The sequence below is a fragment of the Salibacterium sp. K-3 genome, from assembly GCF_054052005.1.
In genome coordinates, this window is sequence record NZ_JBSVZE010000001.1 from 1056267 (window position 1) to 1077651 (window position 21385).

Below are 21385 nucleotides of genomic sequence, written 5' to 3' on the forward strand. Positions count from 1 at the left end.
AATGAAAATTACTGAACTGCTGCAGAAAGAGACGATGATTCTCGATCTGCAGGCAGATACTAAAAATGGTGTCATCGACGAACTGGTAAATCAACTGGATAAAGCCGGGCGTTTGTCCGATCCGGCTGAATTCAGAGAAGCCATTCATTCCAGGGAACGGGAGAGTTCCACCGGTATCGGGGAAGGGATTGCGATTCCCCATGCCAAGACGGACGCGGTGAAGACCCCGGCGATCGCATTCGGACGTTCGCAGGAAGGCACAGATTACGAGTCGCTGGATGGACAGCCGGCTCATCTGTTTTTCATGATTGCAGCAAGTGAAGGAGCCAATCAGGATCATCTGCAGACGTTGTCGAGACTGTCCACCCTGTTGATGGATGAAAATTTCCGGGCGGATCTATTAAACGCTTCCTCGGAAGACGAGATTCTTGCACTTATTGATCAAAAAGAAGAAGAGAAACTGGGAGCACAGGAAGAGGAACAATCTTCATCGGCAGGCAGAAACACAAGAGATGCCTCAACACCGCAGATTCTTGCTGTGACAGGCTGCCCGACAGGTATCGCCCATACGTTTATGGCCGCAGATGCCCTGAAGGAAAAAGCGAAAGAGAAAGGTCTCTCCATCAAAGTGGAGACGAATGGATCAGATGGTATCGGTAATCCATTGACATCAGAAGAAATTGCCAACGCTGACGGTATTATCATTGCTTCTGATACGAAAGTGGAAATGGAACGTTTTGACGGTCGGCCGGTACTCATCAAGGGAGTCGGTGACGGCATGAAGCGGCCGGAAGAGTTGATTGATCAGGTCATGAATAACCAGGCACCGGTGTATCATGCAGGAGAAGGAGAAGAGCAGGACAGTTCGAGTGACAGTAAAGGCCGCACCGGCTTTTACAAACATCTCATGAATGGTGTGTCGAATATGCTTCCGTTCGTCGTCGGCGGCGGGGTATTGATGGCAGTATCATTCTTTTTCGGCATTAATTCGGCGGATCCGGAACATGAAACGTACAATCAATTTGCTGCAGCGTTGAATTCCATCGGCGGAGAGCATGCCTTTCAGTTAATGGTCGCCGTCCTGGCCGGATTTATCGCGATGAGCATTGCAGACCGTCCCGGTTTTGCGCCCGGCATGATCGGCGGGTTTATGGCAACCACCGGCGGCGCCGGCTTTCTTGGCGGATTAATTGCCGGTTTTCTGGCCGGCTACGTAGCCATTCTAATGAAAAAAGCATTGGCTGGCCTGCCGAAAGTCCTTGATGGCATTAAAACGATTCTGTTTTACCCTGTGTTTAACATTTTCATCGTCGGTCTGCTGATGGCTTTTGTGATCAATCCTCCGGTCAGCTGGCTGAATACAGGACTTCAAAATCTGCTGGACGGTATGGGAACAGGCAATATTGTGCTGCTCGGTCTTATACTCGGAGGTATGATGGCTGTTGATATGGGAGGTCCTGTCAACAAGGCGGCGTTCACGTTTGGCATTGCGATGATTGATGCCGGAAACTTCGCACCTCATGCTGCCATCATGGCAGGCGGCATGGTACCGCCGCTTGGTATCGCCCTTGCGACCAGCGTGTTCCGGAATAAGTTTACGAAAGAAGAGCGGGACGCCGGCTTGTCCAGCTATTTTATGGGAGCATTCTTTATTACAGAAGGAGCGATTCCGTTTGCGGCAGCCGATCCGGGACGTGTCATTCCGTCCATCATCGCTGGTTCTGCCACAGCCGGAGCCTTTGCGATGCTGTTCGGCGCCGGACTGCCGGCTCCGCACGGAGGTGTCTTTGTTGTCCCGACCATTCAGGGAACCAATCCCCTGCTCTATCTTGCCGCGATATTGATCGGAACAATCGTAACCGCACTGCTGGTTGGATTCCTGAAACGACCGGTCAGATAAGAAAAAAGAGTCTGGGACAAAAGAGTATGTCGGTGGTAAAAAACCAAACATTTCGGATTCCAGGTTGAGAGGCACCCATATAGCGTAGTCAAAATACGAAGACTCCTGTGGGAACAGCACGTGTCTCGATACCCCGCAGGCAGGGCTTTTCTGCCGAAGGCCCGCAGGAAGCGGGTCAGGTCGGCGTTGGCACAGGACGTGCCGGTTTTAGCCGATCATCCTCTCTTCGAGCCGTGCCCACGGAAAGCGAAGTATTTTGACGAAGCGATGCGCGAAGTACAATAAAATTCCGAACGATTCATGACAGAATCGTTCGGAATTTTGTTATCTTTTGATGGTTTTGTCTCAGACTCTTTTAATTACGATGTCAGTTCCAGAATGGTACCGGTTTTGGCGTCTACGATGAAATCCATCTGTTTGGTTTCGCCTTCTTTTGTACTGGAGATGCCACCGCGGTACACTTTATATTCCAGGTCGTCCTTTTTGTAATCTTCAGCGGTCATATGAATCCATGACCCGTTGACAGGTATATGATCCTGAATATTTTCCTTTACGGTCTTCAGCGCTTTTTCCGGAGAAATATGGCTGCTTCCGGTACATTCTTTCAATGCATATCCAGCAATCAAGCCAACGCCTGCTCCAATAAGAATATCTCTTGTTTTCATCCTATCCCTGCCTTTCCTGTCTCATTTAGTACAAGTATAGCCTAAAATAAGCTTGATTCCAAACGTAAATATGTCTATCGGTGGAAAAAACGGTCTGCTTCCGCTAGAATATGAAGCAGAGCGTTTTCGGAAAGGAGACAGGCATGAACGACGAGACGAGACAGATGTTTCAGACATTAACGGAACTGCCGGGAGCTCCCGGTTTTGAAAATCAGGTAAGAGCCTTTATGAAAGAAGAACTGCAGGCAGTCAGTGAGGAAATCGTGCAGGATAAACTCGGCAGTGTGTTTGGGAAAAAAACAGGAGATGCCGGGGGTCCGAAAGTCATGGCAGCCGGCCACATGGACGAAGTCGGATTTATGGTGACCCACATCAACAAAAAAGGAATGATTCAGTTTGAAACGCTTGGCGGCTGGTGGAGCCAGGTTCTGCTGGCACAACGGGTTCAGGTTATAACAGACAACGGTCCGGTCCCGGGAGTGATCGGGTCAACGCCGCCTCATCTGCTGGAGGAGTCGCAGCGGCAGCAGCCGATGCCGCTGAAAAAAATGTATATTGATATCGGAGCAGACGACAAAGAAGATGCTGAACAGATCGGAGTAAAACCCGGCCAGTCGATCCTGCCGGTATGCCCGTTCACACCGATGGCCAACGATAAAAAAATAATGGCGAAAGCATGGGATAACCGGTACGGTGCCGGCTTGTCGATCGAATTATTGAAAGAGCTGCAGCATATCGATCATCCCAATGTGGTCTATTCCGGTGCGACGGTGCAGGAAGAGGTCGGCCTCCGCGGCGCTGCGACAGCTTCCCGCATGATTCAGCCGGACGTGTTTTACGCCATGGATGCCAGTCCTGCCAATGATGCTGCAGGGGGCAGTGATGCATTCGGCCATCTCGGCAAAGGAGCGTTGCTGCGAATTTTTGACCAGACAATGATCACCCACCGCGGCATGCGTGAATTCGTGCTGGACACAGCTGAATCCAACGATATTCCTTATCAGTATTTTGTTTCCCAGGGCGGAACGGACGCAGGAAGAGTACATACATCGAATGAAGGCGTTCCTTCCGCCGTCATCGGTGTCTGCTCCCGATACATCCATACAGCCGCTTCGATTCTGCATGTGGATGATTATGCGGCGGCGAAAGAACTGCTCGTGAAACTGGTGGAAACCACGGATCAGAACGCTCTGGAAACCATCCAAAAAGGGGTATGATCTTCGATGACATCGATATGCGCCGTCGGATCAACCAATGAAGCAAAAAAACAGGCTGTATCGGCGGTTTTTGCCGGTCTTGGGTATGAAATAGAAGGATATGAGGTAGAAAGCGGGGTGTCACTCCAGCCGTTTTCGGAAGAAGAAACGAAAACAGGAGCAGAGCACCGCGCGGAAGCTGTTCTCACCCGGGGTGCCGATATCGGCATTGGTTTGGAAGGCGGCGTGATGGAGATGGCAGATGGGCTTTATCTGTGCAACTGGGGAGCTATGGCTGACAGAAAAAGCCTGATTACCGCCGCCGGTGCCAAGCTTAAACTTCCGGACGAGATTGCAGAAGGACTCCGTACCGGCAGCGAATTGAAAACGGTCATGAACAGGTACACGAACAGGCATGACGTCAGCCGGAATGAAGGAGCAGTCGGGATATTTACAGCGGGGGCGATATCCCGCTCGGAGATGTTTACACACACCGTACGTCTCTTGTATGGACAGTGGCGTTTTTATTCGGAGGAAAAATAAAAACGCGGCTCATGCAATGAAGAGAACACCAACGGCGTTGAAATAAGGCAATAGTGGTTTCCGGATGAACGCCGGGAACCACTAATTATTTGTGAAAAGGGGCATAGTGACTTCGAGAACCTCGTTGGCGGACACTATGGGCAAAATGTGAACTTCCAGTGTCCTCATCCCCCTTTTCCTCAAAAAAGCGCAGCACGTTTCCCTGGTCTTTGGCTCTATTCGGTTTCGAAGACATAGGAGAGAGCCTGCAGGGCCTGCTCTTTTGTTTCTACAACAACATTGGCCTTGTTGGCCAGTTCTTTAGTAGGGTGATGGAGTTCCTCCGGGCGGATAAGAATCAGTGGTTTGCCCATTGCAGCAGCAGCTCCGGCATCCATGGCTGTATTCCACTGTTTATACTTTTCCCCGAAGAGCGCAATGACGACATCGGCTTTCTGCATAAGAATCTGGGTGCGGAGGTTGTTGAAGTCAGACGCGGCATCATCTTTCTGGACAGGATCATGCTGCCTGCCGAGGATTTCTTCCCCGATGTTATCCGAACGGCTGTGATTTTCCATCGGACCAAAAAACTGCAGCGGCAGCTCCCGTCTGCCTGCCATGTCCCTCAACTCCTGTCTCCAGTCATCGTGAATCTGTCCTGCCAGGTATACGTTCAATTCCATACTTCCCACTCCCTTGTGTAAAATTACGTATAGGAACAGCATGAAAGGGTTCCCTCCTCTTGTCAATGTAAATAGAACAAGGTAAGATAAAAGTGAAATATATCACAAATTCTTCAGGGTGGGGGAGAAACATGAAGGAATTTTTTTTACGCAAAGGTGTAAATATATCTGTAAAGACATATGGGATAACAGCCTTAAGCTTTATGGCACTGGGCCTCTTTTCTTCATTAATAATCGGTCTAATCATCCGCACGATTGGAGAACAGCTGACCCTTCCGTTTTTCGTGGACATGGGACAGCTTGCGATGGACTTAATGGGACCGGCGGTAGGCGCAGCGGTAGCATATGGTCTGAAAGCACCTCCGCTTGTTATGTTTTCCGCTGTTATTACCGGAGCATCAGGGGCGGAACTCGGCGGCCCGGCCGGAGCTTTTCTGGCTGCACTCTTATCCGTGGAGATTGGGAAACTGGTATCAAAAGAAACGAGGCTGGATATCATCGTGACGCCTTTTGTTACGATCGCCGCTGGTTACACAACAGCCTATTTCCTGGGTCCGGTTATTGATGCAGGAATGGTTGGTTTTGGTGAAGCCGTGATGTGGGCGACAGAACGTCAGCCATTTGTAATGGGAATTATCGTGGCGGTGTTGATGGGGCTGGCATTAACCGCTCCGATTTCGAGCGCGGCGATTGCGATCATGATTGAACTTGAAGGGATTGCCGCCGGTGCCGCTGCGGTAGGGTGCGCGGCCCAAATGGTTGGATTTGCCGTGAGCAGCTACCGGGAAAACGGGGTATCCGGACTGGCAGCACTGGGAATCGGTACATCGATGCTGCAGGTGCCCAATATTGTAAGAAAACCAATCATTCTTCTGCCGCCGACGATAGCCGGCGCTGTATTTGCGCCGTTGTCGACGATGGTTTTTTTGATGGAAAACAACCCATCCGGTGCCGGAATGGGAACCAGCGGCCTCGTCGGACAGATGATGACGTTTTCGGTGATGGGTTTTCACGTGGATGTACTTCTCGCCATACTGCTGATCCACTTCGCCGGCCCCGCCCTTGTCAGTCTTGCCGTATCCGAGTGGATGAGAAAAAAACAGTGGATTGCAGCCGGAGACATGAAAATCGATCAGGGATAATACGTAAAATAAAAAGCCGGTGTTATGCCGGCTTTTTTGAGCACAAAAACGAAACGTTAGTCGTTTATAACATGACATGGTCGATTCCTTTTTTATATAATTCTTTAGGGAAACTTAAATATTCAAATCTGGAACAGCGTCTTTGTACCTAAAATGGTTCATTCCTCTTGATTTAAGTCTCAGTTTTGTTCGTGTTAAACTATAGCAGATACCAATAACTATGAAATCAAGCTTGAGGAGAGATTGATATGGATATACAGGAATTCCGCGAACGGCTGGAAAAGCAGCTCGCAAAAGAAGACCGGACCTTTATTTTTGATGAAGAAAAAAGTTCGCTGCGGGTGGAGCACACCGGGTTAAATAAAGGGCTCGACCTTGATCTGAACAAACTGCTCGCTAAAAACGACACGAATCACGAAAAAGCCTTGGAAGAAGCGGCTGTGTTCATCAATGCCTCTTTTGAAGCCATGGAGCGCAATATCGTTATTCAGGGACGGGAAAAAAGTATATATCCGGTGCTGCGCTCCACATCATTTCCAACAGAGACGAAAGAAGGCAGAACCCTGCTTTTTTCAGAACATACAGCCGAGACCAGAATTTATTACGCCCTAGATTTAGGCGATGCGTACACGATGCTCGAAGAAGAAACGATATCAAAAGAAGGCTATACGACAGAACAGATTAAAGAAATTGCGCTGTTTAATGTACGTCAGCTTTCGAATGACTACAAAACGGATGAAGTGGCAGGAAATACATTTTATTTCATTAATTCAAATGATGGATATGATGCCAGCCGTCTGCTCCATGACAGCTTTATGGAAGAAATGGACCAGCGTATAACGGGGGATACAGCTGTTGCCGTGCCGCACCAGGATGTGCTGATTATTGCCGATATTCAGAATGACGCAGGGTATGACGTATTGGGACAGATGGCGTTCCGCTTTTTTAATAACGGACGGATACCTGTAACAGCCCTTCCGTTTTTATACGAAGAAGGTACCCTGGAACCAATCTTTATTCTCGCAAGGAAAAAACCCGGAAAATAAAGGCGTCCCGGCCGGGTTTGTGCTACAATGACAGTGGAATTTTACGGATAAAGGAGAAGAACACATGAATGTTTTCTACAATAATAAAGGTATCGGGGACACGCTGCTCGTTTCCCTGAAAGAAATAGACAAACCAAAACGGGAAATAGAAAAGCAGGGGGATGTGGTCCGCCTGTATCACGAAGAGACAGGGGAAACGGCAGGGTTTCACATTTTCCATGCTTCTTCCTATGGAAACGTAAACCAGATCGGGTTGTGTGCCCTTACCGACAGTCTGAAAGAGCTTATTCAGAACGCCCTGGCACAGAATGGACTGGGGCAGGATGCAGCGTTTCCTGAAGAACCTTCTTTTATTGTCGGTTATGTGACGGAGCGGAAAAAACATCCGGATGCAGACAAGCTGAGTGTCTGTCAGGTGGATACCGGCAGGGAAACGCTGCAGATCGTCTGCGGGGCGCCGAACGTAAAAAAAGACCAAAAGGTGGTCGTTGCATTACCGGGTGCGTTTATGCCATCCGGAATGAAAATAAAAAAGTCAAAGCTGCGGGGCGTTTCCTCCAATGGAATGATTTGTTCGGCCAAAGAATTGATGCTGCCTGAAGCTTCAGAAGAAAAAGGAATTCTGGTGCTGGACGATTCTTATTCAACCGGCGGGGATTTTTTGATGCAGTTCCGAAGCCGGTAACGGCGGATACTATTTATAATGATATTCCGGAAAGAGGAGAAGGATAATATGGCTGGTTCTTTTCAGAGAATAAAAGAAAAAATGCAGCGTTTCTTTTTCGGAAACGAAGAGCCTGCCGGGCAGGAAGGAAAAGGAATGGAGATCCGGGAGGCAGACCGGCCCCCGCAGCTTCATAAACAGTCCGGGTCCTATGTAAAAATGAGGCACTTTTATCCTAAAAGTGTGTCGGAAAGAGCAGTACGGGAACGAAAACAGAATGAGACACCCTCTGCAGCACCTCCAAAAGAAAAAAAACAGCAGGAATCGACCGCTGCTCCTGTGAACCAGAATCCGGAGGAGGTTAAAACTTCCGAAAAACAGAACGAACAACTCGCTTATTTCCAGGGAAATGATTTTTCGCCGGAGGATATTCCCTCTCCCATTTTTGGTTTTGAAAGGGTGCCTCTTCATTCCAGCTATTTAAAAAAACATGATGATTCCGACAGGGAGTTTCTTCCAATGGAAAACGAAACGGCTGATGAAACGGCATCATCAGAGGATGAAACACTTGAAGAACCTTCTGCCTTTGAAACCAGGGAAGAAGCAGACGATGCAGCAGATACAGATGAAGGGGAAGAAATTGGAACTGAAGAAGGAGTTTCGGAAGCCGCTCAGTCCGCTGACGTTCGGTCTGACCCCGATCGTAAAACGCTGACACGGCAGGAACGAAGGCGCCGAAACCGGGAGCGGCAGGAAGCAGCACAAACCGGGACAGAAGAGGCGGATAAAGGGCCGAAGGTTCCGTTTAATGTACTACGGCATGCCGGAAACCGACAAGCTTCTGCACCATCGAAAAAACCAGCTTCGCCGCAGCAGTCTTCCGGTTACCATTTTCCTTCTATCCAGCTGCTGAAGCAGCCTCAAAGAAAAACCGGGGAAGAGGAAGAAGACCTGTCTCATCAGAAAAACCGTCTGGAGGAGACGCTGCAGAATTTTAACGTGGATGCCGAAGTCGTCGACATGACAAAAGGGCCTTCCGTAACACGTTATGAAGTCCAGCCTGCTGCCGGAGTGAAGGTCAATAAGGTGACGAATCTCACCGACGATTTGAAACTTGCCATGGCGGCAAAAGACTTGAGGATGGAGGCTCCGATCCCCGGAAAAGGAACGATCGGGATAGAAGTGCCGAATGCGGAAAGTGAACCTGTACTGCTGCGGGAAATTCTCCGCCGGGATGTATTCATACGGAAAAACTCCCCGTTAACGGTGGCCATGGGGATGGATATTTCCGGCGCCCCGATCGTCACTGACCTTCAGGACATGCCGCATGGTCTAATCGCTGGTGCAACCGGCTCCGGTAAAAGTGTATGCATTAATTCGATCCTTCTAAGCCTTTTGTATAAAGCAGATCCCGACGAAGTGAAGCTGATGCTGATTGATCCAAAAATGGTGGAGCTTGCATCCTACAAAGATATTCCCCACCTTGTGACACCGGTGATCAACGACGCAAAAGAAGCGACGGCCGGTTTGAAGCGGGCAGTTGCTGAAATGAACGAACGTTATGAAAAACTGGCGGCGGAAGGGGTCCGTGATATCAAGAAATACAACGAAAAGATGGAGAGCAAAGCGGACAAAATGCCATATATGGTCATCGTAATCGATGAATTGGCCGATTTAATGATGGTTTCTCCGCAGGACGTGGAAGATGCCATCTGCCGGATTGCCCAGAAAGCCCGTGCATGCGGCATCCATCTGCTGGTGGCTACACAGCGTCCTTCCGTTGATGTGATAACGGGATTAATCAAAGCCAATATTCCAAGCCGGACCGCCTTTGCTGTTTCCTCCCAGGCAGACTCCCGTACGATCCTGGATTCCGGAGGTGCAGAACGGTTGATAGGCAAAGGAGACATGCTTTTTCATCAGAATGGAACGTCGAAACCTCTGCGGGTGCAGGGGACGTTTGTGACGGATGAAGAAATTGATGCCGTAACAGATTACGCGAAAAAACAGAAAGAGCCGGCCTATATGTTTCAGCGCGAAGACCTTTTGAAGAAAGCGGAACAGGAAGAAAACAGTGATGAACTGTTTCCAGAGGCATGCCGTTTTGTATGTGAACAGGGCGGAGCGTCATCCTCTCTTTTGCAGAGGCATTTTTCCATTGGCTACAACCGCGCAGCCCGACTGATTGATATGATGGAAAATCAGGGCATTATTTCTGAAGCAAACGGCAGTAAACCCCGCAGGGTACTGCTGAGCGGACATGAAGTGGAACAGCAGATCAGCGGTTGAGAAAGACACGTTACAGCAAAAGGCTTGTCTTTGCTTCCCACGTTCTATATGATAGAAAGTAATAAGAAACACAGCATTCTTATGACCTGCCTGTGCACCGTGCAAGTGCTTCACCGTAACCAGAGACGGAGCAGGGGCTGAATTCCGAAGAAAGCATACTTCTTAAGAAGGAGGAGCTCTTATGGAACAGATTCAGCTTGATGTATTACTGGAATTTTTGTATCCGGAAGCCTTGGAGCTTTTGAAACAGGAGGAAAAGGAAATTCCCATCGTGCTTCAGGATGGACTGCGTGATGTTAATGAGACAGATGTACAGGAAATTATCGAAGCTGTTATTATGGAGCAGGGACAAGGTGCCGTGGTTCATTAGGACATGTGAAAACAAAGGATCAACCAGAAACGAGGTTGCTTGAACGGAGGCTGTTTCAAAAAGTATAAGGCGTGCAGGTGAAACGGGCTGCATCGGCCGTGTGCTTCTTTGAAACAGCTTTTTGTTATACCTTTATACATAGGAGAAATACTTTTGATCTATAAGGAGCAGGCAGATGAAAGAAATCGAGTTGAAAATGCAGGGAGACATCAAGCGATTAACGAATGAAACGTTCAAATTTGATGAACGGGTCGGAGAAGGCTGGTTTTCCGCCGTCTATTTCCTGAAAACAAGGGAAATAGCGGAAAAATACAAATCAAATGAACATGTCACGATGCAGTTTTTTCAAAAAAAACAAGCGGTGCTCTGTGGCACGGATGAAGTGATTGCATTAATTAAAACCTTTGCGAAGAATCCGGAGGAACTGACTATTTACTCGCTGGAAGACGGCGATAAGGTAGAACCGTTTGAAACGGTGCTCACTATCGAGGGTCCCTATCAGAATTTTGGACATCTGGAAGGGCTGATAGACGGCATATTTGCACGCCGCACATCTGTTGCCACGAATGTATATAATGTCGTAAAAGCAGCAAGAAAATCCGGGGCACAGAAACCGGTGATTTTTATGGGCGACCGTGATGATCATTTCACCCAGCAGGCCGGTGACGGCTATTCCGCCTACATCGGCGGGTCTAAAGCACAGGCAACCCACGCCATGAGTGAGTGGTGGGGGAAAAAAGGAATGGGAACGATGCCGCATGCCTTGATCCAGTTATTCGAAGGGGATGTGGTGGCGGCGAGCCGTGCCTACAAAGAAACGTATCCAGATGATGAGCTTATGGCTCTGGTGGATTATAATAATGATGTGATTACGGATTCCCTGAAACTGGCGCGCGACTTCGGCGATGAACTGAAAGGGGTCCGTGTGGACACCTCCAATCATATGGTGGATCAGTATTTCTGCCGCCACCCTGAAGTGATGGGGGCCTTTGACCCGCGTGGTGTAAATCCAAAACTGTTGTTTGCGCTCCGTGATGCTTTGGACCAGGAAGGGTACCAGCATGTGAAAATTGTGGCCAGCGGAGGTTTTACTGCGGAAAAAATCCATGAATACGAAGACATGAACGTACCAATTGATTTATACGGCGTCGGGAGCAGTCTCTTGAATATTCACATCGGATTCACAGGAGACAATGTAAAGATAAATGATAAGCATGAAGCCAAAGCAGGACGGGTTTACCGGCCTAATCCCCGTCTGGAAAGAGTCTGAACGCGGAAGGGGAAGGAACCGATGATATCCAATGTTCCGGATTTTGCGAAATACCGCAGGCAGAAACAGAATCAGGCGGATCATGATCTGATGGAACTGCTGGATGCATATTCGGAGTGGCTCAAACATAATACAAATCTACGTGAAAAAGTGCGGGCAAAGCATTTGTTTGCAGAACAGACAGGACAGGATCCGGCAGATTTGGAAGAAGAACCGTGGCGGCGCTTATTTGAGGACTGGTTTGCTTTTGATTATATCACTGTTATCGGAAGCAGACTTTTTGACCTATTTGTAAAAGAAAAAGCTTCGATGCTGCCGCCGGCCCGGATGCAGCTGGCAGGTCTTGTGCTGACTGCCGCACTGGAACCATTCCGTGTGTTGGAGATGGAGAACGGCTCTCTTACCGCCGCCCCGCTCTGGAAAGAAGAAGAAAAAAAGCTCACTCCTTTAACCGGAGACTTTCTGCTCCCCCGGGCGGTGTCCACTGTACTGGCCCGCCCGGTTCACTGCGGATTTGAAAACAGGGTGTTCAGCCCTGCTGTCAACCTTTCCATCCCGGAGAACGACGCCGGCTTGGCAGCGTGGCGGAGACGGATGGAAGAAAAAGAAGAGGAAAATCAGCGCCTCCGGTTCATGAAGGAAAATGGGGTGTCGTGGCTTTTGTACGCCGACATGAAGAAGTGACCGGATGTGCGGTTCTCTTCGGAGCAGTGGTTTTCGTATTGGAGCTTCGATACGATTCTGATATAATGATGAAGGTATGTGAAAAGAGAATGAAACCGGAAGGAAACGCCCGTGTATTTTCGTCCCGGTTCCCGCAGCGGTCCGGGCAGTAGGATAAGATGGAGGGCCACAACTATGACGACCTATCATTTTATAGGCATTAAAGGTTCAGGAATGAGTGCTCTGGCGCAGATTCTTCACGATATGAAATATAACGTCCAGGGTTCAGATGTAGATAAGCAATTTTTTACGCAGCTGCCGCTGGAACGTAAAGGGATTCCCATTTTTCCGTTCCAGAAAGAAAATATCTCAGAGAATCAGCATGTTATTGCATCTCCGGCCTATGGAGAAGCCAATCCAGAAATAAAAGAGGCACAGGAACGCAGCCTTGACATTCACCGGTATCCTTCATTTCTTGGGGAATTCATACAGCAGTTCACCTCCATTGCTGTAACCGGGTCTCATGGTAAAACATCGACAACAGGGCTGCTTGCTCATGTGATCGGAGCGTATAAACCGACGTCCTATCTGATCGGGGACGGTTCCGGCAAGGGAGAAGAAGACAGCAGTTTTTTTGTCTTTGAGGCGTGTGAATACAGACGTCACTTTCTCCATTATGAACCGGATTATGCGATCATGACCAATATCGACTTTGACCACCCCGACTATTTTGAGGATGTTGAAGATGTGATCCGGGCATTTGAGGAAATGGCCCGTAATGTCAAAAAAGGCATTGTGGCGTGTGGAGACGATGAATACCTGCAGACATTGAATGTTCCGGTGCCGATTGTATATTACGGAATGGAAGGAAAATATGATTTCAACGCGGAAAACATTCAGGCTGATGAACAGGGAACGACATTTGATGTTAAAATCCGCGGAGACCGGTTTGGTACCTTCACCATCCCCGGATATGGAAGACACAATGTGCTTAATGCACTTGGTGTGATAGCACTCTGCCATTACGAAGATGTTCCCGCGGAAACCATGAAAGAACAGCTGGCGTCGTTTCCTGGGGTAAAACGTCGGTTTACGGAAAAAGAAGCAGGAAGACAGATACTCATCGATGATTACGCACATCATCCAACGGAAATCAAGGCTACGGTGGAAGCGGCCCGGCAGAAATATGCGGGGCGGGAGATTGTAGGTGTGTTTCAGCCGCACACGTTCTCCAGAACGAAAGCCTTTCTTGATGATTTTGCGGAGAGTCTTCAGGAAGCTGATCAAGTCTATCTCTGTGATATTTTCGGATCCGCCCGTGAAGAGGACGGCGCATTGTCCATTGAAGATCTTCAGGAGAAAATACCCGGAGCTATTGTCATTACAGAGGATGAGGTTGACGCTCTGGAAAGGCATGAAGACGGGGTGCTCCTGTTCATGGGGGCCGGGGATATTCAAAAATTCCAGGCAGCTTACGAGCAGCAGCTTGTATCATGATAAAAATGCCTTTTTTCCAACTTACAGGAAAAAAGGCATTTTTTAACAATCAATGAGGGAAACAATAATAATAGAATGTTAAGAAAGCACAAGGGATTTTTGCACCTCTGTCGAATAGAGGTGGAAGAAGCCCTGTTTTGGACAGCCGGTGTAGATTTTAATGTTTTATGTGATGTTATTCGTGGTACACTTACATCAAGGGAGGTGTAATCGTTCAATGGAGCTAGTGTACATAAGTGCGCTGATTGTCGCGCTTTCCATCGCCGTCTTAGTTATTTATCTTATTAAAACATTAAAAGCTGCAGCCGGAACGATGGAAAAAGTGTCTACCACGATGGAGCGCATGGAAAAACAGGTGGAAGGAATCACGAATGAATCCGAACAGCTTATCCAGAAAACGAACGTTATTGCAGATGATGTACAACATAAAACCGAATCATTGAACGGTTTATTTACGTCTCTGAAAGATGTAGGAGACTCTTTGGAGAATGTCAACTATTCGTTCAAAGATATGTCGGATTCGATCAGCCGTCACACCCGGCAGCAGTCCGAGCAGGTTGCTCAGGCTGTACAATGGGGTAATGCCGCGATTGATCTTTATGCGAAATGGCAGGACAAAAAGAAGAAAAAAGAAGTAAATCAGAATGACAATTCGTATACGACAGGAGGATGATGAAAGATGTCTGAAATGAACACGAAAGATTTTGTTATCGGCACGTTGATCGGCGGTATTGTAGGTGCCTGCTCTGCCCTTTTAATGGCTCCGAAATCAGGAAGAGAGCTGCGCGGGGAGTTATCGGAGGGAGCATACTCTGCGAAAGAAAAAACAAGTGAATTAACCAGCGAAGCTTACGAAAAGGGCACACAGTGGGCAAGTGTTGCGAAGGAAAAGTCCTCGGAACTTGCAAAGAATGTTTCGGATCAGTCGACCCAGCTGTATGACCGGGTGAAAGGTTCGACCTCCACAAGCGGTGATGGAAACGAGGAAAAAACAGCGGATGAGCTGGCTGAAGAATTATCTGAAGATCTGGAAGCGGAACAGGAAGCTGTTGATAACGTAAAAGAAGATGTACGGGACCTCCACGCTTCCACAGAGGAAAAAGATCAGACATAAAAGAATAAACGCTCTGCCGGTTAATCGGCAGAGCGTTTTTCGTCCTTATGGACGAGAAGAAGTTCAATATGATCTCCACCGTGGATAGGTTCCGTGAAAGAGGCAGGCTGACCGTTTTTTGTCAGGTGCCACTTTTTTCCGCCATCATGCTGGAGATCTACTGTTACATAGGAGAAGACATCCTGAAGAATGAAATCCGGCGGAGTCCCTGTTTTTTCCGTAGTGATTTCGTCGCCTGGTTTTACCGATTCATCCAGCCCAGCTGTTTCTCCGTTTATAAATGCTTCAACCATTTTCGTTTCCATATCAACCGGTTCCTGGTTAAAATAAACCTGCTGCTGTGCTGCGGCCTTCATATTTTGACTTTCGAGAAGACGGCGCAGTGTAACAGTGCATTCTTTATCAGAGACTGTAATACGATCACCTGAACGTACAGGGTGCTCAAAAGAGACTGGAACCCCGTTAATATGGAAAGATGACTCTACCGGAAAGGGCACTTCCACACCGTCCAGGAAGCAGTGTGTCTTTTCGGCGGCAGCCGGTGCCTCCCAGTTCATGACATTCCACGCTTCGGCAGCTGTCTCGGGAAGCCTGCAGACCAAATCATCCCGGTCTTTTAATACAGTTTCCGGCGACACGCTGCTCCCGTTTTTTACATACATGGAGGGGATGATATATGTTTCGTCATTTATAAAGAGAGTCATTTCCGGTGGTTCATCGATAATATCTCTGAATACGGCAGCGGCCGGAGTGCCGTGTTCTCCCTGTTCCAGCTCGATTTCATCCCCGGGGGAGATGGAGTCTTTTATGGAAGCGGAGAGTCCGTTCTGTTTTATCACCGGAGCTTCTCCTCTCGTTCCGGGGATCGATACGACACGATTGTTTAATGTGATAACGATGGCTTCGCCGGGCTTTCCGTACAACCTGCGGATGGAAAGGCCGGAAGCCAGTACAGCGTCTCCGATGGTGAGGCTCTTCACATCAAAAAGCCGGATGGATTTTCCGTTCACATACACCGGGATGTATTCAACGGGGTGTTCTTTTGCCGCGATGGCGATGCCGACCGGTGTAACCAATTCCGGTCCCGGATGTATCCCTTCATAAGACAGGTTTTTCACTGCTTCAATATCCCGGACCGCCACCCTGTTTTCCGGGAGGTTAAGTGCTTCACTCAAGTGTTTCGCAATTTCGGGGGTCATACTTCCTCCCCCGACCAGCATGACGGCTTTGGGAGCTTTCGTGTTCAGGGTCATGATTTCAGAACTGATTTCAGCGGCGAGCTGCCCGATGACCGGCCGGATCGGAGCCGTGACCTCATCCGGTGAATATTCGGTCTCCATTCCCAGAATATCTGTTACGGTAATGGGGTTGCCTGATGCTATATCTCTTTTCACCCGTTCAGCATCTGGGAAATCGAGCAGGAATTCATCGCTCAGAGCTTCGGTTACTTCATCTCCAGCAACGGGAACCATCCCGTAGGCGGTAACGGTTCCGAGGTCGGTGAGCGCAATATCGGATGTGCCGGCGCCGATGTCGACCAGCGCCACATTCAGCCGGCGCATGGACGGAGGAATTAATACATTTATTGCGGCAATCGGTTCAAGCGTGAGTGCTTCGAGTTCCAGATCAGCCCGGTGGAGAGCGCTTATCAGAGATTCCACCACGACTTTTGGAAGGAACGTTGCGATGACGTCGACGGATGCTTTCTCTCCTGACTGATCCAATAAACTTCCTATTTCTTCCTCGTCCAGATAGTACGCCACGACAGAATAACCGACACAATGATACTGCAGGCTTTTGTCCGAATCCTCCTCGGCTGCAAAGGCAAGCTGGTGCTGGGCTTTCTGGACGGCGCCCAGTTCCAGCGGCGGGATGTCTTCCTGATAGACACCCGGCTGGGCGGAAATGTCAAGTTCCATGGAGGCACGCTGGGTTTTCAGCGACCTTCCTGCTGCTGCCACGCAGACTTTATGTAAAGGACCATGCCGCTCCTCCAGCGCTGCCTTTGTTTCCTGGATGACTTCACTTACGGCTGCAACGTTGTGAATCTGCCCGTCCATCATCGACCGTTCTTTATGCTCCCTCGATTCGACATCCATCAATTGATAAGAACCTTGATGCTGTTTCAGAATCAATCCGGTTACAGATCGGGTGCCGATGTCCAGTGCGTACATCATCTCCCCATTATGTGTCATCATCTCCAACACCTCAAAAAAGATTTAATACTGATTACAAAATAAGCTGGTATTAAGGCAAAAAATACTTTAACACTTAAAAGCGTTTAATTAATAAAGAAAAAAGGGCTGACATTTCTTCTTTCTTCTTTTATAATAGGTCTTAATCATAAAAAATGTAACACATATCAAAAGAAAAGGGAAATCACGTAAGGAGTGGGGAAGAGATGAGTAATGAAGAACTGGAAGCACTTAGAGAACAGCTGGATGATGTGAACCTGCAGCTGTTGGAGCTTATTAATAAACGGGCCGGACTCGTACAGGAAATCGGCAGAGTTAAGAACCGGGCCGGGCAGAACCGGTTTGATCCGGTACGTGAACGGAAAATGCTCGACATGATTACGGAAAACAATGAGGGACCGTTTGAAACGAGCACGCTGCAGCATTTGTTTAAACAGATTTTCCAGGCCAGCCTGGAGCTTCAGGAAGATGACAACCGTAAAGCACTGCTTGTATCGAGAAAGAAAAAACCGGAGGACACGATTGTTAACCTGAAGGGTGAAAAAGTGGGAGACGGGAAACAGCGTCTGATTACCGGCCCCTGCTCCGTCGAAAGTTATGAACAGGTTTACGAAGTAGCGTCCGCGATGAAAGAAGAAGGTTTGAATCTGCTGAGAGGCGGAGCGTTTAAGCCACGCAGCTCCCCCTATGATTTCCAGGGTCTCGGAAAAGAAGGGCTTGAAATCCTGAAACGTGTGGGAGACGAACTGGATATGACGGTTATCAGTGAAATTATGAATCCTCAGGATGTCGCCATGGCAGCGGATTATGTAGATGTTATCCAGATTGGTGCGCGGAATATGCAGAACTTTGACCTTCTGAAAGAAGTAGGTTCTCATCAGACGCCGGTTCTATTGAAACGGGGACTGTCCGCTACCATTGATGAATTCATGAAAGCTGCAGAATACGTTCTCGCCAATGGCAACAATAACCTGATGCTGTGTGAACGGGGAATCCGCACGTATGAAAAAGCGACCAGAAATACGCTGGACATTTCTGCGGTACCGATTCTGAAGAAAGAAACACACCTTCCCGTGTTTATTGATGTGACACACTCCACCGGCCGCCGTGATCTTCTTGAACCGACTGCCAAGGCAGCGCTTGCGATAGGTGCCGACGGAGTGATGGCCGAAGTACATCCTGATCCGGCAGTGGCTCTGTCCGATTCTGCCCAGCAGATGGACATCGAACAGTTCCACACCTTCGTGCAGAATCTCCGCGAAGCCGGCCTATATAAGTAAACGGTGCATGCGCCCTCCATTTTTTTTGGGGGGCGCATTTTTGGGTTTATCCGTCTTTAGCAGTGGTTCCGGCTGGCGGCTGTCTCTCTTGCACCTGAAGGAAATTTCCCCGAATTTGTACAAAACGGTGGAATTTTCGGCAGAAGTACCGATATAACCTGTGAAAGGAATTGCGGAACCTCCTTCAGTTATAATATGATTACAGTACGTATGAAAAAAGAATGAAAGGAAAATAGAGGAGGTTTTCCAGTGAATACAACAATTTACGATGTGGCACGAGAAGCAGGAGTTTCGATGGCAACCGTCTCCCGGGTGGTGAACGGCAATCCGAACGTAAAGCCCGCCACCCGGAAGAAAGTTCTGGACGCCATTGAAGGACTGGGGTATCGTCCCAATGCTGTGGCACGGGGACTGGCCAGTAAAAAAACAACCACCGTCGGCGTGATTATACCGGATATTTCCAGCATCTTCTTTGCTGAACTTGCGAGAGGAATTGAAGATATCGCCACGATGTACAAGTATAATATCATTTTGTGTAACTCTGACCAGAACAAAGAAAAAGAAATCCACTTAATCAATACGATGCTTGAAAAACAAGTGGACGGTATTCTGTTTATGGGAGGAGAAATCACAGAAGAGCATGCTGAAACCTTCAAACGTTCCTCGGTCCCGATTGTCCTGGCAGCAACACTGGATGAGGAAAAAGAAATGCCGTCGGTCAACATTGACTATCAACAGGCTGCGTTTGATGCGGTAGCTGAACTGATACAATCAGGAGCGGATAGAGTCGGCATGGTAAGCGGACCGCTTGAAGATCCTGTCAATGGATTTCAGAAATTCAGCGGTTACAAAAAAGCATGCGAAGAACTTGGAGACGGGTTTGATGAAAATCTGACAGCTGTTGGTGATTACACGTATGACGCAGGGCTGGAAGCTGCACAGCAGTTAATGGAACTGGACAAGGCTCCTTCCGCTATCTTTGCGGCAACGGATGAGATGGCGCTGGGAGTCATTCACGGCCTTCAGGACAAGGGATGGAAGGTTCCCGAGGATGTACAGGTTGTTGGTTTTGATAATACACGTCTGGCGCAGATGGTAAGGCCGACGCTGACCACTGTTGTGCAGCCGATGTACGATATCGGTGCTGTATCGATGCGTTTACTGACCAAGTACATGAACAAGGAAGATGTAGAGGATGAAGTTGTTGTTCTTCCGCATCTTCTTGAATACCGGGATTCCACCTCTTTCTAACTGCTGATCTGTGCCCGCATCGCAGCTGCTGAAAATATTTACAGGGAGTCAGGGATTATTTTATGAAGAAATTTGATTTATTGACACCTATTGGAATAGTAGTAGGGGTTAGTACACTGCTGTTCGCAGTATATAACAATGCGGGCCTCGCGTCTGTCGTGTTTTTTGTTCAGGTGGCGTCATTATCGATCGTGCTGGGCGGTGTTATTGCTGCCCTTCTGATCGGTTTTTCGTCTCAGGATCTGAAACTTCTTCCTTCAGTGGCAAGAGAAGCATTCCGTCATAAAGAAAATGATCTGAACGGCCTTATTGACACGTTTTCCGATCTTTCCACCAAAGCGCGGAGAGAAGGACTGCTGGCGCTGGAAGCCGGTCTGGATGACGTAGAAGATCCTTTTATCAAAAAAGGGATTCTTCTTGCCGTAGACGGTATTGAACCGGACATTATCAAGGATATTATGATGGCCGAAGTTGTCGCGATGGAAGAGCGCCATAAAAAAGGACGGCGTCTCTTTGAAAAAGCAGGGGAATATGCCCCGGCCTGGGGGATGGTCGGTACACTTGTCGGACTGGTACTTATGCTTCAGGACCTGGAAGATCCGGCGACACTCGGCCCGAATATGGCGCTTGCGCTGATCACTACGCTGTATGGTACGGTTCTTGCCAATATGCTGTTTCTGCCGGTGGCAGCCAAACTGGAACAGAAAACCGAAGATGAGGTGTTTGTGAAACAGATCATCATTGAAGGGGTGATTGGTGTTCAATCCGGGCAGAATCCAAAAATTCTTGAAGAGAAATTAAGCGCGTTCGTAAAAGAGAACGGCAAAGAAGATGAACCGGAGCAACAGGAGGAACTGGCAAATGAAGCGTAGAAGCAAAGAACCCGAAAAGGGGTCGCCGAGATGGATGACGACGTTTTCGGATATGATTCTGCTGGTTCTTGTCTTTTTTGTGATGCTGTTTTCCATGTCTGTGATTGATGCCAAGAAATTTGAAGCCATAGCTGATTCTTTTCAGAACAGAGAGATTCTTGAGAATCTGCCGTCTGTAGTTGAGATGGAAGAACCGAATCAAAGCAATTCCCCGAATGAAGGGGAAGATGAAACCGAAGAAGCAGCCGGAGAGCAGTCGGAAGAAGATAGGGAGCTGGACAGGCTGCTGCAGGAAGTTCAGGAATACCTGGAAGAAAATGAACTCAATGATCAGATTTCAGCTACAAGAGACGACCGGGGGGTAGTTCTCGTTTTGCAGGAGCAGCTTCTGTTTGAAACGGGCGAAGCTGAGATCCTGACCGATGCGGAGCCATTTTTAAATAAAGTAGGCACCCTTCTGCAGTCCCTGCCGAATCTGGTGAAAGTGGAAGGTCATACGGATGACCGGCCGATATCCACGTACCGGTATCCTTCGAACTGGGAATTGTCTTCGGCAAGAGCGAGCAGCGTCATCCGATACTTAAGCGGTAATCATTCCCTGAAGCCGGAGCGTTTTCTTGCTGTCGGTTACGGAGCTTCCCGGCCGATCGCACCAAATGATTCAGAAGAGAATATGCGTGAAAACCGCAGGGTCGTTGTTGTTATTTCGGATCCGGAATTCGAAGAAGAACTGGAACAGTCGGCAGGTGGTGCATAAAAGGAGCAC

General features: G+C 48.5%; 20 protein-coding genes. 17 read left to right on the forward strand and 3 right to left on the reverse strand.

The window, feature by feature from the left end; genetic code table 11:
- The first annotated feature begins 1 nt into the window (after position 1).
- Positions 2 to 1900, forward strand: a complete 1899-nt coding sequence (locus tag ACW9JV_RS05110; RefSeq protein WP_457332006.1) for a PTS fructose transporter subunit IIABC — start codon at positions 2 to 4, stop codon at positions 1898 to 1900.
- A 359-nt stretch (positions 1901 to 2259) separates the two neighbouring features.
- Here ACW9JV_RS05110 and ACW9JV_RS05115 read toward each other — a convergent pair whose 3' ends face one another.
- Positions 2260 to 2565, reverse strand: coding sequence for a PepSY domain-containing protein (locus ACW9JV_RS05115; protein WP_457332008.1), 306 nt, complete (start codon positions 2563 to 2565; stop codon positions 2260 to 2262).
- A 143-nt stretch (positions 2566 to 2708) separates the two neighbouring features.
- On the opposite strand from ACW9JV_RS05115, the gene ACW9JV_RS05120 reads away from it, so the two are divergent.
- Together ACW9JV_RS05120 and ACW9JV_RS05125 are read left to right on the forward strand one after the other, a co-directional pair.
- Positions 2709 to 3782 (forward strand): M42 family metallopeptidase, encoded by a 1074-nt coding sequence (locus tag ACW9JV_RS05120; RefSeq protein WP_457332010.1) that lies wholly within the window; start codon positions 2709 to 2711, stop codon positions 3780 to 3782.
- Positions 3783 to 3788: 6 nt separating this feature from the next.
- Positions 3789 to 4304 (forward strand): DUF84 family protein, encoded by a 516-nt coding sequence (locus ACW9JV_RS05125; protein ID WP_457332012.1) that lies wholly within the window; start codon positions 3789 to 3791, stop codon positions 4302 to 4304.
- A gap of 215 nt (positions 4305 to 4519) precedes the next feature.
- Here ACW9JV_RS05125 and ACW9JV_RS05130 read toward each other — a convergent pair whose 3' ends face one another.
- On the reverse strand, positions 4520 to 4966 hold the full coding sequence (locus ACW9JV_RS05130; protein WP_457332014.1) for a YtoQ family protein: 447 nt from the start codon (positions 4964 to 4966) through the stop codon (positions 4520 to 4522).
- Between the two features lie 131 nt (positions 4967 to 5097).
- On the opposite strand from ACW9JV_RS05130, the gene ACW9JV_RS05135 reads away from it, so the two are divergent.
- The 10 genes from ACW9JV_RS05135 to ACW9JV_RS05180 all read left to right on the forward strand — a co-directional run bounded on the left by ACW9JV_RS05135 (position 5098) and on the right by ACW9JV_RS05180 (position 15021).
- Positions 5098 to 6108, forward strand: a complete 1011-nt coding sequence (locus ACW9JV_RS05135) for a PTS transporter subunit IIC (protein WP_457332016.1) — start codon at positions 5098 to 5100, stop codon at positions 6106 to 6108.
- 248 nt (positions 6109 to 6356) lie between these two features.
- On the forward strand, positions 6357 to 7154 hold the full coding sequence (locus tag ACW9JV_RS05140; RefSeq protein ID WP_457332018.1) for a DUF1444 family protein: 798 nt from the start codon (positions 6357 to 6359) through the stop codon (positions 7152 to 7154).
- Positions 7155 to 7218: 64 nt separating this feature from the next.
- Entirely contained in the window at positions 7219 to 7839 is a 621-nt protein-coding gene (ytpR, locus tag ACW9JV_RS05145) for a YtpR family tRNA-binding protein (RefSeq protein WP_457332020.1), read from the forward strand.
- 48 nt (positions 7840 to 7887) lie between these two features.
- Positions 7888 to 10107 carry a DNA translocase FtsK gene (locus ACW9JV_RS05150; protein WP_457332022.1) on the forward strand — a complete coding sequence of 740 codons (2220 nt, stop codon included), beginning with the start codon at positions 7888 to 7890 and terminating at the stop codon, positions 10105 to 10107.
- Positions 10108 to 10288: 181 nt separating this feature from the next.
- Positions 10289 to 10477 carry a hypothetical protein gene (locus ACW9JV_RS05155; protein ID WP_457332024.1) on the forward strand — a complete coding sequence of 63 codons (189 nt, stop codon included), beginning with the start codon at positions 10289 to 10291 and terminating at the stop codon, positions 10475 to 10477.
- A gap of 175 nt (positions 10478 to 10652) precedes the next feature.
- The gene (locus tag ACW9JV_RS05160; RefSeq protein ID WP_457332026.1) at positions 10653 to 11747 is read left to right on the forward strand and encodes a nicotinate phosphoribosyltransferase; all 1095 of its coding nucleotides are present in this window, start codon (positions 10653 to 10655) and stop codon (positions 11745 to 11747) included.
- A 21-nt stretch (positions 11748 to 11768) separates the two neighbouring features.
- On the forward strand, positions 11769 to 12431 hold the full coding sequence (locus ACW9JV_RS05165) for a hypothetical protein (RefSeq protein ID WP_457332028.1): 663 nt from the start codon (positions 11769 to 11771) through the stop codon (positions 12429 to 12431).
- Positions 12432 to 12605: 174 nt separating this feature from the next.
- A complete protein-coding gene (murC, locus tag ACW9JV_RS05170; protein WP_457332030.1) occupies positions 12606 to 13907 on the forward strand; it encodes a UDP-N-acetylmuramate--L-alanine ligase in 1302 nt (433 codons plus the stop codon).
- Between the two features lie 217 nt (positions 13908 to 14124).
- Complete coding sequence (locus ACW9JV_RS05175; protein ID WP_457332032.1) at positions 14125 to 14580, forward strand: DUF948 domain-containing protein; 456 nt, start codon at positions 14125 to 14127, stop codon at positions 14578 to 14580.
- Positions 14581 to 14586: 6 nt separating this feature from the next.
- A complete protein-coding gene (locus tag ACW9JV_RS05180; RefSeq protein WP_457332034.1) occupies positions 14587 to 15021 on the forward strand; it encodes a YtxH domain-containing protein in 435 nt (144 codons plus the stop codon).
- A 20-nt stretch (positions 15022 to 15041) separates the two neighbouring features.
- Here ACW9JV_RS05180 and ACW9JV_RS05185 read toward each other — a convergent pair whose 3' ends face one another.
- On the reverse strand, positions 15042 to 17219 hold the full coding sequence (locus tag ACW9JV_RS05185) for a cell division FtsA domain-containing protein (protein ID WP_457332036.1): 2178 nt from the start codon (positions 17217 to 17219) through the stop codon (positions 15042 to 15044).
- A 203-nt stretch (positions 17220 to 17422) separates the two neighbouring features.
- Between ACW9JV_RS05185 and ACW9JV_RS05190 the strand changes: the two genes are divergently transcribed.
- The 4 genes from ACW9JV_RS05190 (at position 17423) to motS (ending at position 21376) form a co-directional block, all read left to right on the forward strand.
- Positions 17423 to 18496: a bifunctional 3-deoxy-7-phosphoheptulonate synthase/chorismate mutase gene (locus tag ACW9JV_RS05190; RefSeq protein WP_457332037.1), complete on the forward strand. Its 1074-nt coding sequence runs from the start codon at positions 17423 to 17425 to the stop codon at positions 18494 to 18496.
- A 249-nt stretch (positions 18497 to 18745) separates the two neighbouring features.
- Positions 18746 to 19747, forward strand: a complete 1002-nt coding sequence (gene ccpA, locus ACW9JV_RS05195; protein WP_457332039.1) for a catabolite control protein A — start codon at positions 18746 to 18748, stop codon at positions 19745 to 19747.
- 62 nt (positions 19748 to 19809) lie between these two features.
- Positions 19810 to 20619, forward strand: coding sequence for a flagellar motor protein MotP (gene motP / locus ACW9JV_RS05200; protein WP_457332041.1), 810 nt, complete (start codon positions 19810 to 19812; stop codon positions 20617 to 20619).
- Positions 20609 to 21376, forward strand: a complete 768-nt coding sequence (gene motS / locus ACW9JV_RS05205; RefSeq protein WP_457332043.1) for a flagellar motor protein MotS — start codon at positions 20609 to 20611, stop codon at positions 21374 to 21376. Before motP ends, motS begins: the two co-directional genes overlap by 11 nt.
- Positions 21377 to 21385: the final 9 nt, after the last annotated feature.

Coding starts and splice junctions, on each gene's coding strand:
- ACW9JV_RS05110 (WP_457332006.1), top strand. CDS start 2: ATGAAAATTACTGAACTGCTGCAGAAAGAGACGATGATTCTCGATCTG.
- ACW9JV_RS05115 (WP_457332008.1), bottom strand. CDS start 2,565: ATGAAAACAAGAGATATTCTTATTGGAGCAGGCGTTGGCTTGATTGCT.
- ACW9JV_RS05120 (WP_457332010.1), top strand. CDS start 2,709: ATGAACGACGAGACGAGACAGATGTTTCAGACATTAACGGAACTGCCG.
- ACW9JV_RS05125 (WP_457332012.1), top strand. CDS start 3,789: ATGACATCGATATGCGCCGTCGGATCAACCAATGAAGCAAAAAAACAG.
- ACW9JV_RS05130 (WP_457332014.1), bottom strand. CDS start 4,966: ATGGAATTGAACGTATACCTGGCAGGACAGATTCACGATGACTGGAGA.
- ACW9JV_RS05135 (WP_457332016.1), top strand. CDS start 5,098: ATGAAGGAATTTTTTTTACGCAAAGGTGTAAATATATCTGTAAAGACA.
- ACW9JV_RS05140 (WP_457332018.1), top strand. CDS start 6,357: ATGGATATACAGGAATTCCGCGAACGGCTGGAAAAGCAGCTCGCAAAA.
- ytpR (WP_457332020.1), top strand. CDS start 7,219: ATGAATGTTTTCTACAATAATAAAGGTATCGGGGACACGCTGCTCGTT.
- ACW9JV_RS05150 (WP_457332022.1), top strand. CDS start 7,888: ATGGCTGGTTCTTTTCAGAGAATAAAAGAAAAAATGCAGCGTTTCTTT.
- ACW9JV_RS05155 (WP_457332024.1), top strand. CDS start 10,289: ATGGAACAGATTCAGCTTGATGTATTACTGGAATTTTTGTATCCGGAA.
- ACW9JV_RS05160 (WP_457332026.1), top strand. CDS start 10,653: ATGAAAGAAATCGAGTTGAAAATGCAGGGAGACATCAAGCGATTAACG.
- ACW9JV_RS05165 (WP_457332028.1), top strand. CDS start 11,769: ATGATATCCAATGTTCCGGATTTTGCGAAATACCGCAGGCAGAAACAG.
- murC (WP_457332030.1), top strand. CDS start 12,606: ATGACGACCTATCATTTTATAGGCATTAAAGGTTCAGGAATGAGTGCT.
- ACW9JV_RS05175 (WP_457332032.1), top strand. CDS start 14,125: ATGGAGCTAGTGTACATAAGTGCGCTGATTGTCGCGCTTTCCATCGCC.
- ACW9JV_RS05180 (WP_457332034.1), top strand. CDS start 14,587: ATGTCTGAAATGAACACGAAAGATTTTGTTATCGGCACGTTGATCGGC.
- ACW9JV_RS05185 (WP_457332036.1), bottom strand. CDS start 17,219: ATGATGACACATAATGGGGAGATGATGTACGCACTGGACATCGGCACC.
- ACW9JV_RS05190 (WP_457332037.1), top strand. CDS start 17,423: ATGAGTAATGAAGAACTGGAAGCACTTAGAGAACAGCTGGATGATGTG.
- motP (WP_457332041.1), top strand. CDS start 19,810: ATGAAGAAATTTGATTTATTGACACCTATTGGAATAGTAGTAGGGGTT.
- motS (WP_457332043.1), top strand. CDS start 20,609: ATGAAGCGTAGAAGCAAAGAACCCGAAAAGGGGTCGCCGAGATGGATG.